At 47.9% G+C, this 16,143-nt stretch carries 15 protein-coding genes and 1 pseudogene; 5 read left to right on the forward strand and 11 right to left on the reverse strand.

All coding sequences use genetic code 11. The features are described from left to right. Positions 1–198: 198 nt before the first annotated feature. The 4 genes from K4A83_RS04045 to sigC form a co-directional block, all read right to left on the reverse strand. Entirely contained in the window at positions 199–1,002 is an 804-nt protein-coding gene (locus K4A83_RS04045; protein ID WP_265263135.1) for an EI24 domain-containing protein, read from the reverse strand. 4 nt (positions 1,003–1,006) lie between these two features. After that, positions 1,007–1,681, reverse strand: coding sequence for a cysteine hydrolase family protein (locus tag K4A83_RS04050; protein WP_407809807.1), 675 nt, complete (start codon positions 1,679–1,681; stop codon positions 1,007–1,009). Between the two features lie 34 nt (positions 1,682–1,715). Next, positions 1,716–3,254 (reverse strand): ABC transporter ATP-binding protein, encoded by a 1,539-nt coding sequence (locus tag K4A83_RS04055; protein WP_407809808.1) that lies wholly within the window; start codon positions 3,252–3,254, stop codon positions 1,716–1,718. Positions 3,255–3,337: 83 nt separating this feature from the next. Next, complete coding sequence (gene sigC, locus K4A83_RS04060) at positions 3,338–4,615, reverse strand: RNA polymerase sigma factor SigC (protein ID WP_456154564.1); 1,278 nt, start codon at positions 4,613–4,615, stop codon at positions 3,338–3,340. A gap of 583 nt (positions 4,616–5,198) precedes the next feature. Here sigC and carA point away from each other — a divergent pair. The 5 genes from carA to K4A83_RS04085 all read left to right on the forward strand — a co-directional run bounded on the left by carA (position 5,199) and on the right by K4A83_RS04085 (position 9,092). Further along, the gene (gene carA, locus K4A83_RS04065; protein WP_265263139.1) at positions 5,199–6,347 is read left to right on the forward strand and encodes a glutamine-hydrolyzing carbamoyl-phosphate synthase small subunit; all 1,149 of its coding nucleotides are present in this window, start codon (positions 5,199–5,201) and stop codon (positions 6,345–6,347) included. 107 nt (positions 6,348–6,454) lie between these two features. Next, on the forward strand, positions 6,455–6,826 hold the full coding sequence (locus K4A83_RS04070; RefSeq protein ID WP_265263191.1) for an STAS domain-containing protein: 372 nt from the start codon (positions 6,455–6,457) through the stop codon (positions 6,824–6,826). Positions 6,827–7,102: 276 nt separating this feature from the next. After that, on the forward strand, positions 7,103–7,558 hold the full coding sequence (locus K4A83_RS04075; protein WP_265263140.1) for a Mini-ribonuclease 3: 456 nt from the start codon (positions 7,103–7,105) through the stop codon (positions 7,556–7,558). A 67-nt stretch (positions 7,559–7,625) separates the two neighbouring features. Next, positions 7,626–8,690: a 23S rRNA (guanosine(2251)-2'-O)-methyltransferase RlmB gene (gene rlmB, locus K4A83_RS04080; protein ID WP_265263141.1), complete on the forward strand. Its 1,065-nt coding sequence runs from the start codon at positions 7,626–7,628 to the stop codon at positions 8,688–8,690. A gap of 117 nt (positions 8,691–8,807) precedes the next feature. Further along, positions 8,808–9,092 carry a DUF1816 domain-containing protein gene (locus tag K4A83_RS04085; protein WP_265263142.1) on the forward strand — a complete coding sequence of 95 codons (285 nt, stop codon included), beginning with the start codon at positions 8,808–8,810 and terminating at the stop codon, positions 9,090–9,092. Positions 9,093–9,180: 88 nt separating this feature from the next. On the opposite strand, the gene K4A83_RS04090 is transcribed toward K4A83_RS04085, so the two are convergent. From K4A83_RS04090 to K4A83_RS04120, 7 genes and pseudogenes are all read right to left on the reverse strand, one after another. Further along, positions 9,181–10,008, reverse strand: a complete 828-nt coding sequence (locus K4A83_RS04090; protein WP_265263144.1) for an alpha/beta fold hydrolase — start codon at positions 10,006–10,008, stop codon at positions 9,181–9,183. A gap of 28 nt (positions 10,009–10,036) precedes the next feature. Next, positions 10,037–11,083 (reverse strand): polysaccharide pyruvyl transferase family protein, encoded by a 1,047-nt coding sequence (locus K4A83_RS04095; protein ID WP_265263145.1) that lies wholly within the window; start codon positions 11,081–11,083, stop codon positions 10,037–10,039. A 276-nt stretch (positions 11,084–11,359) separates the two neighbouring features. Continuing rightward, positions 11,360–11,965, reverse strand: a complete 606-nt coding sequence (locus K4A83_RS04100) for a vWA domain-containing protein (protein WP_407809809.1) — start codon at positions 11,963–11,965, stop codon at positions 11,360–11,362. Positions 11,966–12,064: 99 nt separating this feature from the next. After that, complete coding sequence (locus K4A83_RS04105; protein ID WP_265263147.1) at positions 12,065–12,751, reverse strand: J domain-containing protein; 687 nt, start codon at positions 12,749–12,751, stop codon at positions 12,065–12,067. Positions 12,752–12,787: 36 nt separating this feature from the next. Beyond that, positions 12,788–13,083 (reverse strand): annotated as a pseudogene (locus K4A83_RS04110) (RNA-guided endonuclease TnpB family protein); the annotation flags it as partial. Between the two features lie 154 nt (positions 13,084–13,237). After that, complete coding sequence (locus K4A83_RS04115; RefSeq protein ID WP_265263148.1) at positions 13,238–13,702, reverse strand: RrF2 family transcriptional regulator; 465 nt, start codon at positions 13,700–13,702, stop codon at positions 13,238–13,240. A 166-nt stretch (positions 13,703–13,868) separates the two neighbouring features. After that, positions 13,869–16,043: an iron uptake porin gene (locus K4A83_RS04120; protein ID WP_265263149.1), complete on the reverse strand. Its 2,175-nt coding sequence runs from the start codon at positions 16,041–16,043 to the stop codon at positions 13,869–13,871. Positions 16,044–16,143 lie beyond the last annotated feature (100 nt).

Below are 16,143 nucleotides of genomic sequence, written 5' to 3' on the forward strand. Positions count from 1 at the left end.
TGCGGTCGGTACTGTGCCTCAACTGTGGTGCAGAACAAGACCGGGATGTGAATGCCAGTGTAAATATTATGGCGGCAGGGCTTGCCGACCTGAATGGACAGGCGTTAAGCAGTGTGAGACCCCAATCGGGGGCGGTTGCTTGTCTGTCTACCCATCAGGAGTCCACTTAATGTGGACAGACTGGGAATCCCCGTGCCTTTAGGCCGGGGAGGATGTCAATTTAGGATACACCCGATCACACCAGAATAATGTTCCAGCACTGACACAGAGGGGAATGGTCAGTAAGTTTAACAAGGGAACACTACATAAAACCCAACAAACAAGGCTAAAACTGGCACTAGCAGGTAAGGTCATTAAGACAATTTTGACTTTTTTCCGAAAGGGAAAGCGACGACGTTCTGATGGACCGTCGAGGAAGTCAAGGCAAGCAATAAACGCGGTGAGGGATACCCAACAAATGGTTAAAAAAAGGGGGCCAACTCCCGGAATAAAACCCAAAATCAGTAAGGGAATAGCTAGACCTAACCAGAAAACCAGTTTTTTGAGTTCAAAGAGTAAGGCTCGCCAAATATCCCGGATGATGCCAATATCAATGGTGGTGGCCTGACCGAGGCGCTGTTCTTCTAGTTTTTCTGAGAGTAAACCATACCAAGGTGAGCCTAAAATGCTGCCAAATTGTAGCAATAAAAACCCGGTGATTAAGAGTAAGAGGATTAATATAAGACCTTGGAATACATAACCTAGGGCGAGGATAAGATTATCTAATAAGCCTAACCAAGGGGGTAAGGTGGCGATCGCATTATTCACCCCTTGAGTGACTTGTAAGGTCAACCGTTCCACCCCCCGAAGACCCGGCAGGAGTAAGCTGAGATATAATACAACCCCAATGATCAAATTCACCAAAATGGGCAAGATGAGATAAGCAAGGAGTTTAGGCGTTTGCCAAAAAACCGCGATCGCACGGAACGGATAAATTGCCCCAGAAACCAATCCACGCACCATGAATTCACCTAATCCCGTCTAACGCATTTAACACTTGATTAGCCGTTGCCGTCCACCCCACAATTCCCCCCTGCGCCGAAATCATCGCTAAAGTGGCCTGTTTAAACTCCGGGAAATAACTAGCTGTAGCATCTTCCACCAACAAACATTCATAGCCTCGATCATTGGCTTCCCGCATGGTACTTTGAACACAGACCTCCGTAGTGACTCCCGTTACAATTAAATGGGTGATACCTTGGGTCTGTAAAATGTCCTCTAAAGGGGTATTATAAAAAGCCCCCTTGCCCGGTTTCGGGATGATAAATTCTCCTCGTTCAGGGGTCAATTCCGGGATAATGGCGTTACCCGGTTCTCCTTTAATCAAAATTCTACCCATTGGCCCCTCATCTCCAATTTTCAGTAGTCCTTCCCCCCGCATTAACTTACTCGGAGGACAGTCAGAGAGGTCAGGAGCATGGGATTCTAGAGTATAAATAATCGGCCATTGTTCTTGGCGAAACTTCTCTAGCAGACGCTGGAGAGTAGGGACAATTTCCCGTAGGGTGTTCACTTCATTGCCCAGAGATTCACCGAAACCCCCTTGTTCAAGAAAATCCCGTTGCATATCAATGATGACGAGGGCAAATTGACCGGGTTTCGGGAGGGGATAGGGATAGGGTTGAGCGAGAATAAAAACCATAGGGACTATCTCAGGATCAATGGTTACTTCTTCATTATTGCCCTTGTGGGTGGACATGATCATGGCCAGCCATAGCTTGACCAATTTGCAGGAGATCCGCCTCAGAGATCGGGCTTTCATAGACTAAACGCCCTTCACTAATCACCAAAATGCGATCGCCCAAGCTTAACAACTCATCTAAATCCTCACTCACTAACAAGACCCCAACCCCCCGGTTTCGTGCCGCCACAATTTGCTCATGAATATAGTCTACCGCCGCAAAATCTAAACCAAAACAGGGATTCGCCGCAATCAGCAGTTGAATCTGAGGAGACGATAATTCTCGCGCTAAAACCGCCCGTTGAATATTCCCCCCCGATAACTGCTCCATAGGCGTTTCAGGGGAAGGAGTTTTAACCTTAAACCCTTGAATTAACTCCTGGGCCCGCTCCCGCATCGCTTTGAGGATTAACCACACCCCCCAACGAGTTTGGGGTGGACGGTCAAACGTGCGCAGAGCCATATTTTCCGCCACCGAAAAATGGGGAACACAAGCATTGCGCAGGGGTTCTTCCGGCAAAGCCACCACCCCATAGTCCAACATTTCTCGCCTTGTGGCATGGTAAACCTGACCTTGAATTGTGACCCGTCCCCCCGTAGCAGAACGCTGACCCGCCAAGACTTCCACCAGTTCCTTTTGTCCATTCCCCGAGACTCCCGCGATCGCCACAATCTCCCCCCGTCCCACCCTTAAACTCACCCCCCGCACCGCCTCCAGCCCATTATCTTTCAAAACATGGAGGTCTTGAAGCTCTAAAATCGTCTCCCCTTCCAGCCAAGGCGTTTTATTCAAGACTTTAGGCGGTTTCGCCTCCCCCAACATCATCACGGCCAAATCCGCCACCCCCAAATCCGCCACCTTTCCCTGACCAGCCACCGCACCCCGACGCAACACCGTCACCTCATCCGCAAACGCTGTCACCTCCCGAAACTTATGGGTAATCAGCAGAACACTCAACTCCCCCCGTTCAACGGCCTGATGGAGCAGTCCTAACACCTCATCGGCCTCTTGGGGAGTCAAAACAGAAGTCGGTTCATCTAAAATCAACAAACGGCTTTGTAAATACAGTTGCTTGAGAATCTCTAATTTTTGCTTCTCTCCTGCCGCCAACTGGCTCACAGGAACATCTAACGGCACTCGAAAGGGGGTAGTCTCCAAAAACGCCGCCAGGGCTTCATACTCTTGAGGCCAGTTCAGCCAATTTTTGCGATCATAACGAGCTAAGACCAAATTTTCCGCCACCGTCATGGCCGGAATCGAGGTGAAATGTTGATACACCATACCCACCCCATACTGATGGGCCCGGCGAGGAGAGTCAATGGTGCGAGATTGACCATTAATCACAATATCCCCTCGGTCAGGATGATAGTAGCCCATAACACATTTCACCAGCGTACTTTTTCCCGCCCCATTCTCCCCCAGCAAAGCGTGAAACGTCCCCGGTTTAATGCGTAGGGAGACGTGATCTAAAGCCACTAACGGACCAAAATGCTTGCTTAAATGGACAATTTCTAGGTTAGGGGGAGGGGTCATCATTGAGCCACCAAAAACGGAAAGACACCGCCTATTATAGGGGTGTCTTCCGGGTGAAAATTTATGCTAGGAGCTTAAACCCCCTAACTTAAAGACTCTAAATAGTCTCGCACCCGATTACGCCGTTTGGGTTGACGAAGTTTTTGTAATGCTTTGGCTTCAATTTGTCGCACTCGTTCCCGGGATAACTCCAGCGCTCGCCCGATTTCCGCTAAAGAATAAGGCTGTCCGTTGTTCAAACCGTACCGCATTTGAATCACATCCCGTTCCCGACTGGTCAAATCCGTGAGCATATGTTGCAATTCTCTAACCAAGGCTTCCCGCATTAGGGTGTCTTCGGGAGAAGCTTCTTCGGTTTCTAGGAGATCCCCTAACTCCGTGTCTTTTTCCTTACCGACTTTAATTTCTAAAGATACGGAACGAGGAACCCGTAATAAGACTTCCCGCACCTGATCCGGGGTCATATCCAGTTCCTTGGCGATGTCCTCGGTTTTGGCAGTCCGTCCTTTTTCTTGGGAAATCTTGCGTTGGGCCTTCTTGATTTTGTTTAACTTCTCGGTGATATGGACTGGGAGGCGAATGGTGCGGCTTTGAGTGGCGATCGCCCGAGTAATCCCCTGACGAATCCACCAGTAAGCATAGGTACTGAAACGATACCCTTTCGTGGGGTCAAATTTTTCTACCGCTCGTTCGAGTCCCAGCGTTCCCTCTTGGATTAAATCCAACAACTCCAGACCCCGATTTTGGTATTTCTTCGCCACGGAAACCACTAGGCGCAAATTCGCCTTAATCATATGTTCCTTAGCGCGAATCCCCGATTTTTGGATTTCCTCCAACTCCTCACCATTCAAATCTGCCAAAATTGCCCAGTGCAGTTTCCCGCTCCAGAGTGCCTGTTTCAGGTCCACCACATCCAAATTCACCTCCTTGGCCCAACGTTCCCAAGAAGGGCGATGTCCTAATTGTGCCGCTAAACGATCATGCGCTTCAATCAAATTCATAAAGCGCGCCATCAATCGGTTCTGATAGGATGCTAGGAGATGAGCAACCACTAACTGTTCCTGTACCCACTGTTCCTGTACCCACTGTTCCTGTACCCCAAGAGAACCCACGCCCTCTAAAATGGCTTTAATCAGGATGACAGAAGTTGGTCTGCGAGCGGCTGCCGCCCCCTGAGCCCGCAAATTCAACAAAGCAACATAGCGTTGAATGATTTGCGCCTCAGAAACCTCCTCATCTCGTTTTAATAACGGGACGCGGCCAATTTCGGTTAAGTATAAACGCACGAGGTCAGTAGTGTAGCGACCCGACCGTTTCGGAGCTTCTAGATTGGGTTCGGAGCCGTCCCAATCCTCCTCCATGAAGTCTGACGACAGGACTTGTGCCGCGTCATTGGACTCCTCAAAGGGAAAATCAAGGGTGTGAGACAATTCTAGATTGTCTTCCGGGGGGCTGATAGAGAAAGGAGGGGTTGGCATGGTAATTTCTCAATAACAAGCGGGGGCAACAACAGCATTAATCCGATTGGTCTGATTAAAGTTAATCCTAGTCAAGATTTTGCGTTGTGATGCAAACTGTGATCCATATCCCCGGGATAGAGTTGGTTTAAGCAAATCGGTTATAAATGATATAGGGAAATTGTGTGGATACAGTGAGGACATGAGAACATCCTTGACCTTCAGTATAAAGAGAAAGTAAGTCCTCAGTAGTGACTTTCGTCAAAGGATATGTTAATCTACATCACTTCTTACCCCGATTCCTGAAAAGTAAGTGATTTTCTCTCGGGTCGAATCTATAATGATTTTGGCATCACCACGAGTTGAGTCGTGACATCCTCCCAACTCTGAATCAATTGTTTAATTCCAGTGGATCTGGAAAAAAGGACTGGTAAAGTGGGGGATGGCTAAAACTAGCCATCTTTTATCGATTCATCTGAAAAGACCTATGCCCATTTCCCACGCTCAACCTGCTCTACTGGTGCTGGCTGATGGTACCTCCTACCGTGGCTTTTCCTTCGGTGCGCCTGGCACAGCGATTGGTGAAGTTGTGTTTAACACCGGAATGACCGGGTATCAAGAGGTTTTGACCGACCCCAGCTATTGCGGCCAAATTATCACCTTTACTTATCCAGAGTTGGGCAACACGGGAGTGAATGCCGAGGATGAAGAGTCTGCCCATCCCCAAATCCGCGCCGTGATTGCCCGTAATATTTGCTATCGTCCCAGTAATTGGCGCTCTACCCAATCTTTACCGGATTATCTCAAACAACATCGTATTCCGGGGATTTATGGCATTGACACCCGTTCCCTCACTCGAAAAATTCGCACAGTGGGAGCAATGAATGGGGCATTGTCAACCGAAATTCTGGATCCTGATGAGTTACTCCGTCAAGTTCAAGGCGCTCCTTCTATGGCTGGACAAAATTTAGTCAAAGAGGTGACGACTAAAACGCCCTATGAATGGTCTGATGTGACTGAGGGAAACTGGGAGTTTAAGGAAGGGGAAGCCATCACGGGTGAACCTTTACGGGTGGTGGCGGTGGATTTTGGGGTGAAACGGAATATTCTCAAGCGTTTGGCGAGCTATGGCTGTCAGATTACGGTGGTTCCGGCTAATACGCCCCCAGAAGAGATTCTCAAGTACAACCCGGATGGTATCTTTCTCTCCAATGGCCCTGGGGACCCCTCTGCGGTTCAGGAAGGTATTGTAACGGTGAAAAGCCTCTTGGAAAGTCAAAAACCGATGTTTGGCATCTGTATGGGGCATCAGATTTTAGGGCTGGCGCTGGGGGCGGAAACCTTTAAGTTGAAGTTCGGCCATCGGGGGTTAAATCAACCCTGTGGTTTAAGTCAGAAGGTGGAAATTACCAGCCAAAATCATGGTTTCGCGGTGACGGCGGAATCTTTAGGGGAGGATATTGAGATTACCCACTTTAATTTGAATGATCAGACGGTGGCGGGTTTGGCTCATAAGAAATTGCCCTTTTTCTCGGTGCAGTATCACCCTGAAGCGAGTCCAGGTCCCCATGATGCAGACTATTTGTTTGAAAAGTTTGTTCGTCTGATGGCGGAAAATCGGGCGGCGCAGAATTGATTGAGGGCAGGGGGCGATCGCCGCTTTTCCAATTCTTTTACCCAAAAAGACCGAATAACCGATATACTAGAGCATTGATTCTATAAGGCTACAGTGAGGAGGAAGTTATTCCTGAAGCACTTAACCTAACCGTAAGCTTAAGGGGCACGCGAGAAGTTAGGAAAGATTGCCAAATATTTCGGCTGACTGGGCTACTTGACGCTTTTTCTGAACCAACTTTTCGGAAAGTGTTAAGTGCCTGCATTGAGGATGGCCCCAAAAACACCATTCTAGTGCTATCACAAATTGATTTTGTCGATAGTTCCGGTCTAGGTGCGCTTGTGCAATTAGTTAAGCAAGCGCAAACCTTGGGTGGAAAGGTTCAAATTGTGACCAACGCCCGTGTGACTCAAACCGTGAAGCTCGTTCGCTTAGAAAAGTTTCTGTCTTTACAACCCTCGGTTGAGGTAGCACTGGAAAATATTCAAAGTGCTTCCTAGGGGGTCAGGCTCAGAGGGCCAAGCTCTGTTAAACGCTTTCTGATGTAATATGCTAGGAAAGCGTTTTAGCAGTTGTTTCGCCCGGCCTATCTTTAAATGTCACTCGTAAAATGTCAATCATAGGACTCCCGTTAGAACCGATGGGTTTAACGGTGGGAGTGTCAAAGTCTTCAATTATGGCGATCGCGTCCGAAAATCAGGAGGGAGGACGGGGTTTTGTTGTCCCATCCCCTCCGACCCTGCTCCAATCCCTGTTTTACGGGAAGGTCGTTTTTTGTGATTCAACCCTCGCCCTCAAGCCAATCTGATCCCGGTTCTCTGTTGGGGGAGCCTTGGGGAGAAGTGGATGCCCTGACCTCTTCCCTAGAGGGGCAGCCCGTGGAACGTCTCTCTCCCATCGCTTTGGCCTATTTGGGGGATGCCATCTATGAGCTTTATATTCGTCAGTATTATCTGTTTCCCCCCCGTCGGATTGCTCAATATCACCAGCTTGTGGTGGCTCAAGTCCGTGCAGAACGCCAAGCAACTCAGTTACAATTATTGTTGCCCCAATTAACGCCGGAAGAGTTAACGATGGTAAGACGGGGACGCAATGCTACCCATCGCCGTCCTCCCCGTTTGGCTCCCGAAATTTACCAACAAGCGACCAGTTTAGAAACTTTGGTTGGCTATTTGTATTTAACGAATCCCCAGCGCCTTCATGATTTGCTGGTGCAGTTGCAATTGGATTAGAGTTTTTAAGTTTTGCCTTTAACTTCTACCCGTTTTTTTCTTCAGTACACCCTAGGACTATTGTATTATGGATTTACCTCGTTCTTCCGCTAAACCTTCTTCGGCCCGTCCCACTCGGGGGGTTGGCAAACCTGCCGGGAAACGGATTCGCGCTCGGGTGAAAGGCAAACCCGCCCGGCGCGATCGCACCTTTGGAGAGGAGTCATTTTCGGCTCAGAATCCCTCAAACCGCCAAGGGACCCCCCATCGGGTGACAAAACGCTCAGAACAACCTGAAAGTCAAGAGTTAGGCGGTCGCAAGAAAATGATTTCCTCGGGTTATCACAGGAATCCCCTAGCCAAAGACCCATCAGAAACCCCAGAAAATCCCGATTTGATCTATGGTCGTCATGCCGTGTTAGCCGCCTTAGAAAGCGATCGCCAACTCAATCGCCTCTGGATTATTCCCCGTCTGCGCTATGATCCCCATTTTCACTCCCTGATTGAACAGGCCAAGGCTAAAGGCACCGTCGTGGATGAAGTAGCACCCCGTCGTCTGGAACAAATGACCCAAGGGGCAAACCATCAAGGAGTCGCCGCCCAAGTCGCCCCCTATACTTACTGGGAATTAGCCGATTTAATCACCCAGGCGAAAAGTAAAACAGAGCATCCGGTGATTTTAGTAGCCGACGGGATCGAGGATCCCCATAATTTAGGGGCGATGATTCGCACGGCCGAAGCGATGGGATCGCAAGGATTGGTGATCCCCCAACGGCGCGCCGTGGGGATCACCTCTGGCGTAAGTAAAGCGGCCACGGGAGCTTTAGAAAATTTTCCCGTAGCTCGGGTTGTCAATCTCAGTCGAGCGTTGGAAGAATTGAAGGCCGCCGGTTTTTGGATTTACGGCACAACAGCCGGGGCGGAAACCCCCCTCCATAAGGTGAAATTTGAGGGTGCGATCGCCCTAGTCATTGGTTCCGAGGGCAAAGGTCTGAATTTATTAACCCAGCGCAACTGTGATGTTCTGGTATCTATCCCCACCACGGGCAAAACCCCCAGTCTTAATGCCTCTGTGGCCACAGCCATGACCCTCTATGAAGTCTATCGTCAACGCTGGAGCGAAGCGGTTTATTTGGAAACTGTGTCTGAATAGACTTTAAAAAAATGAGCATCCAGAGTATAAAGGGAGTGAAAAATCCGTCATCGTTAAGTATTGTAAAGAGCAAGGCATTATAATGCCAGGTTGAATCCTGCTAAATCGGGGAAGAACATGAAAGATACTGTGGTTCAGATTCTTAACTTCTTTGGCTGGGCATGGTGGGTGGAAGTGAAAACCGAAAACCCCCGTTGCACCTATTATTTTGGCCCGTTCGCCAATCAACAGGAAGCCCAAGAAATGAGTAGTGGATACGTTGACGACCTCAAAGACGAGGGAGCGCAAGGCATTAGTGTTTATATCCAACGCATGAAACCGGATGACTTAACGGTTTTTGATGAGTTGGGGGAGACTCCTGACCATGAGAGATTCCCCACTCTTAGTGGTCAGTTATCCTAGGGGCGCAGGGGAGGAGAAATGAAGGGCAGTCTAAACCCTGTTGTTAGGGTCTGGTGAGTGGGTATTAGCCTGCCCGACATTCATCTCCTTACTGCGTCACTTCGGGATGAGCCTTTAGCCACTCCTGAAGGCGTGTTTGTAGAGCGCTGGGAACTTCCCAAGGGAATAAATGGGCTGTGTGGTGATAACAGTGCCATTCACAATTTGGTAACGCGAGAGCCGTTTCCTGACTTGACTCGGGGGTAATGTGAACATCCTCTGACCCGGCGAGCATAAGACAAGGAACCGTGATCTTCTGGAGATCCGGCAGTCGGTTATAACCCGATTGGAGGGCTTGACGAAGGGCTTGATGAGCCAAAGGAGAGGTTTGGTAATACGCGGGGGTTCCCTCACGAGCTAAGTAGCCATAAGCTTCGGTCGTGTGTTGTTGGAGCAAATAACGAAAGAGGGAGCGTTTGCCCCATTGTTCAATATTCCAAGACCAGCCCGGTCGCCAAGTATTTAGCAGTCCGGCGATGCCTGTCGCCAATAATTCAAAGGGGGTGGTTTTAGGATGACGACCTCGGGGACGGGCAGCGGTGCCGATGAGAATTAACCCAGAATAGCGTTGAGGCGATCGCAACATTAATTCCAACGCCAAAATCCCCCCCAAAGACCAGCCCAACAGCAGACAGCGTTCAATCTGTCTCTGATCCAGTAGTGCCTCCAAATCCTGCAAATGTTGGGACAAGGTGAAAGGGATTCCGGTGCGACTCCGACCATAGCCCCGCAAATCCGGAGCCAAAGTTAAACACTGTTGGGAGAGGGAATCCGTAAAAACCGACATAGCCCCTCCTGATCCCGGATGGCCATGTATACATAACACAGGGAAACCTTCCCCCCTGACATGAGTATAGATTGAACTACTCCCCAACATTAGATTAACCTCCAGATTAATCTTCTCCTTAGCGAATTTGCTCCAAACATTTTTGAGCCTGTTCAGATTCATTATTAATAAAATCTTCAGGTCTTTTATACTCCCTAAAAATTTTTTCAATTCTTCCTAAAGAAATTTCCTCCATAAAAGCAACTCTTCTTTCCTCGTATAATACGCCAGTTTTCTCAATATAGTTGCCAATCTTAGATTTTTTTTCACCAATTCCAATATTAGGAATACCTAAAATATCAGCCATAATGATTGAGTGTAACCGATTTCCAAAATGGAAGTCCATTTTACCCAAAACCTCTAAAACTTCTTCGGTCTTACTCCATGAATGAACTAGACAATTTTTCTCAGGAATATACTTTCTTAACAACTCATGAAACCGATTATCATTATTTTCCTGTCCCACATGACAGGGCAGTAAATGAATAACTGTATTATATTTTTCGATCAGTGGCATTAATTGCCGGCCATAAAATTGCGCTCGACCATCCCCCCACCAAAACATTCCAGAAAAGGATATTTCTTTAATTTCAGAATTGCGAAACCGACTTAAAAATGGATGGTATATGCTTAAATCTAAAAAGGCTAAATCTCCGCCTAAACCAACATTTTCATGATCCTTATTTAATTTTTTAGCCAATTCATAGGAAGAAGAATCTCGACAATATAGTAAGTTAGCCTTTTTAAATAATTCGTAGCTTGCATCTTGTACTTCTGACTTTATTCCTTCTAAACCAATTCCTAAGAATCCAAATTGTTTCCCCATGAGTTGAGCAATACTTTGCATCCTCAATAAATTGGTAGGTTTACTATCAATATTTAAAGTTCCTCCACCCCAAAAAATCTTATCCGCTTTCACAATCAACCCTAGACGTTTTAGCTTAGAGAGTTGCTGACTTGACCAAAAATTAATCTTTTCGCTGGTTTTAGGGTAATAGTTTGCTTTACATATCACATCAACTTGACCCACATCAGATCTCTGATCAAAATAATTAGTAAGCTGCTTAACAAATAAATCATCTCCGAGGTTTTTCTGTCCGTAATAACCCATCAACAAAATTTTCATAAGCTGGTTTCAAATTATTTTGATAATTAATAAGTTTTCACACTTAAATATGGCATCTATTGCGACGAAGAAGGGTTCACTCCTTTGATAATTCTTGCCTTGATTAGTTAAAAAGAACTGGTTTTTGGATGGAAAGATCAAAGTCTTACAGTCGTGTCAACGGCAATTGACCCAGAATGGTCTTGAGGCGATCGCAACATTAACTCCAACGCCAAAATTATCCCCCAAGACCAGCTTAATACCCCGCTCTTGACACTATCTCCCAAAGTGCCTAGCTTAGTCGGTGACAGCCTTTAACAACACATCCGTTAAGCTCATACTTTCCATATCATAAATCGTAATCGTATTGACAATATCAAACTTAGCCCCAATATCCTCTAGTTGCTTATCTAAAGCCACTAGAAACTGAGTTGCTAACTTATCCCGTCCCACCTGAATCAGGGAGATCCCCAATTCTTCATCCCGATCAATTTTGCGCGACGCTTCCACAATCAACCGCATCACAGGTTTCCGCTCATCTGGCTCCCCATCGGTGATCACCACAATCGTCTCCCCATTGGGTTTCGCCTCCCCAGCCTCCTTACGCTGGAAATAATTATCTAACGCATCAAACAAAACACTGGCCAGATCCGTTTTCCCCATCGGTTCATGTTCTTCAAACACCTGAGAGACTTTATCCGAGGTTACATTGTCATAGCGCTTAAACCGACCAGAAAATAGATAAACCGTGATCCCGTCAGGATCCAACTCCTCGCAGCGCTTCGCCAAAGCAAGAGTCGATTCTTGCACCGCTTGCCAGCGACTTTTGCCACCCGGTTGGTCTTGGGTGGACATACTGCCGCTTTTATCGATAATCAACGTATAGTCTCGTTGTTCAACAATCGAACCACTACCCACAGTTGGATTAACCTCCTCGTCTTGTGCTGTTCTTAATCTAGCCGATTCCGTCCCCTCCAGACCTTGAGAAAAAGCAAAAATTTCTCAAGAAAAATGGGACACAGAACATTGAGCCTCTTCGCGCAATCGTCGGGCCCGACGAAAGAGTTCTTTTCCGGTGGCTAAATAATGGTCATCGTAGTTCAACGTAAACCATTCCAATTCTTCCAGCGCGTCACTAATATGATTGAGACAATAGTATAAATTAGCCGCCACTCCCGCCACTTTGGCCGGATTGGGTTGGGAGACGAACAAGGACTGGGCTTGATTTAAGTCCTGACGACAGTTGTAGAGATAATTCTGAAACAGGCTCATTAATTCATCATCGAAAGGATCGGCGGCTAATTGCTCAATTTGCGCCTCTAGGGGGTTCAAAATCTGGCTAATGAGGAGGTTAACGGGCTGATAGACTCCTTGACACCAACGGACAAAATGGAGATCGCGATCGCGCCCGGTTTCCTGGGTCGTCTGATACTCCTCTTGAGAAGCCTTACTCCGCCTTTGTCGCTGACTTTGGACAACCGTTTGTTGTTGATCATATACTGAGCGCTGTTGAGGATCCCCCAACACCTCATAGGCCGCATTTAACTGGACAATCTTCTCGTGATTTGCCCGTTCATGCTGACTATCGGGGTGATATTGTTTCACTAAACGGCGATAAGCGCGTTTAATGTCGCCCTGACTAGCATGGGGACTAAGACCTAGCACCTTATAGGGATTATAATCTGACATAACAACCTAACATAGAGGCTTATTCCCCATTGCGAACTACCCCACCCTGCCGTTGGCGAGGATGGGGCTTCCTGATTCAACGGGAACTGCATCTAACAAAACCGATGTTTTGCCAAGTTGTCTTACACTCCCTCCCCAGGCATTATCGCTGGTTCCCAACGACAAGATCCGCAAGGCTTCATTTCTGATATTTTGTGCTTGGCTAGCTTGTGGTTTCGTAACATCCCTTTTACCTTCAGATTCTCTACAGCAATAACTTGGTTTTCGTTGACTATCTTGCGGGATAGTTTTTGTAGAAAGTCCTCACGGCAACGGGCAGTCTTGCCATAAACCGCCGATCACATTGTACCTGATCATCCGAGGATTCGCGATCGCTCAGTTGGTTTATTGGTTGCTATTCATCCCCTCCCTGCAAGGGAGGAAGGGGAATTCCGCAACATTTTGTTAAAATTCTTTTCCCCTAGCAACCCAAATCCCTCGCCCAGTTCATATGTAATACATAATATCTACTTTTTCTTGACGAGCATCCCGTTTTTCCAATAAATCTTGCAACGTATAACTCTGTAACAGTCTCTGCATTTGATCATACATCTCTCGCCAAACTTCCTCCACAACCATCGCCTCCACCGTTTGAGGGAGTCCTTCCGGTTTCATGCGACTATCCCCCTCCAAACAGTTAATAATATCTAACAGGGTGATTTTCCAAGGATCCTGTGCCAACAGATACCCCCCCTTTGCTCCCCGTTGACTTTGCACAAATCCCCCCCGTCGTAAAATAGCCAAAAGCTGTTCTAAATAGCGATCTGGGATATTTTGTTGGGCAGCAATCTGTTTGATTTGTAATGGTTCTCCTTGGGGATAGTGGCGTGTTAATTCCAACAAGGCCAAGAGAGCGTATTCGGTGCGGCAAGAAAGTTCCACAATGGTTTTAATCCCTTGGGAATAGAGCATTATTTCCAGTATACTCCCATTCTCCGGTCGGGTTTGCAGGATTCGTTCACAAAACGACAAGAAACCCCACTCGCTCTGAGTGGGGTTTCTCCTGTTGTAATCTGAACAACTCAGGGTAAAGTTAGCCCAATTTTTCAGAGTCTAACCATCCTGAACCTAACTTTCTTTAGAAGGAGAAGGTCGTTCTGAGTGTCCCGATAATCGCCGAGTCATTGCCTTTCCGTTGGTTAGGATCGGTAATCCAAAGCACACCGGGGGTAATACTGATGTTGTCAGTCAACTGGAATTTGTAGAACCCTTCAATGGTCCAAGAGGTGTCACGAGTCACCAGATTGCCATTGACTCCGGCCGCTTCAATGCTGCGTAAGGTCGGTTGAACCCCACCGAAGATTCCGAAAACGCTGCCAGGACGCCCTAAATCAGGAACGGCAAGTCCAGCACCATAGGTCCAGATATCCCCATCACCGCGACCCAACAGGCGGAAATCGGTGCGAGTCACAAAACCACTCAAGGACAGGCTATTCCCTAAACGGAAGGCTAATTCTGCCCCGTAGGAGTTGGTGACAGTAGGCACTGGACCACCATCTAGTAAGGCAGAGGGGTTATTGGCAATAAAGCTACCCACGGTTCCGGTTTGGGTATTGCGGGCGCGACCTTCAGCGAAGATGGGGCTGTTGGTGGCGTGATAACCGTGAACGTAGGTTAAGCCCAAGGCGATGGTATCGCTGATGTTGGCATTGATTTGGCCCAGGATGGCGTAATCTCCATCCACTAGTCCGGCGCCTGCTTGGGGAGTGCCGGGATTCCCAGCCATGTAGCCAATGGTTACGGTACTGGGTCCGAGAACGTTTTCTAGAGGGCTGAAACCAAAGCTCAGGGCTGCCCCTGCTCCACCACCAATGCGGTAGATGGGGTTGCGTTGGGCAAAGCTGGACAGGGAACCTTTCCCACCATCAAAGTCTTCAAAGTAGGGATTCAAAGTGGGGGCAATATCACTCCATTTCCCACCGACGGCGGAGATATAGGCTTGAGAGTTGCCAAAGGGGAAGTAATATCCTAACCAACCTAAATCTACGTTGTTAGGACGCGCTCCCGTGCCGAAGCCCAGTTGAGGATTATTGAAGGTTTGACCTGCTTCAAAGCTGCCAGAGTTGGCTAAGGTAGCTCCTGTTAGGGTGTTGGCGACGTTGGCGGGTCTAAACACGCCTAAGTTGCCAGCTTCTAAGCGAGTCACTAAACGATCTCGACCTGTAAAGCTGGTGTTTAAGTCTAAACGGACGCGGTTGCCGAGGACGGCTTTGCCGAGATCCCCCACTACGGCGGACACACCGCTATCGCTGCCAAAGTTGGTGGTAACAGCAATGATGGCTTCCCCAGACAGTTTGGTGGTGGTGGAGAATTGATTATCTTCGAGGAAGGCAACTCGACCTTCTAAACTATCGACTCGGGTTCCGAGGGTGGCTAGTTCTGCTTCAAACTCTTGGATGAGGCGTTGCAGGGTTTCTAGGTCGGCTTGGGTTACAAAGTCGGCAGTAGAAGCGGCAATTAAACGCTCAATTTGTTGTAAACAAGCGTTTAAACCGGCGGCGAATTCAAAACGACTGAGGGGACGTTGACCGCGATAGGTTCCGTCGGGATACCCTTTTAAACAGTCATAGCGACGAACTAGATCGTCTAAGGCTTGGAATGCCCAATCGTTGGGGGAAACGTCGCTAAATTGGGCGGCACCCGGGACTCCTTGACCCATTGAACCGTTAACGTCTTCGTTGCTATAACGGTTCAGTTGATCCAGCAGGGCGGGATTGGTTTCGGAGGGTAAGGCTTGAGCGACTTGGGCATTTTGCCCGGCTTGAATACCTAATAGTTCGGCAACGGAAGGTTCGTTGCTGGATTCGGTGCGCGCTAATTCTTCTAAGTTGTCTGGGTTGACGCGAACTTGGTTTAAGTTGGCTTCACTCTGACGAGTCAGGGGTTTAGCGGCAGTGGTTACGGGAGGAGTTGTGTTGTCTGAACGAACCAGTTCCTCTAAAACTTCTGTGGTGTCGTTCGTTCCTAATAGGGCTGAGAAATCAATTTCTGTGGCGGTTTCAGGCGCGACAGAAGCGGCAGCAAGTTCTACGGGTTGCTGCTGTGTTGCTTTCTTGGCTGGTTCTTGAGATAAACCTTCGGCTACTTCCTGAGAAAATAAGTCCTCAGAGAGTGTGGAAAATTCAGTGGAATCGGAAAATTGAGAAAATTGACTGGAACTGGGAACTGATTTAGTTTCAGTCGGGGAACCTGCTGCGATCGCAACAGTCGAAGAAGAAAGTACAAGAGCCGCCCCCATCAGGGCAGGACTCATCAATTGCAGTCTCCAAAGCTTGTTAAACATTGTCCTACTGGTCCTCACACCTTGCTAACAAGTGACATCCTGATTGTGTTTTAGCCTATCATACACTACT

This window comes from Spirulina subsalsa FACHB-351 (assembly GCF_026130165.1).
Classification (GTDB): domain Bacteria; phylum Cyanobacteriota; class Cyanobacteriia; order Cyanobacteriales; family Spirulinaceae; genus Spirulina_A; species Spirulina_A subsalsa_A.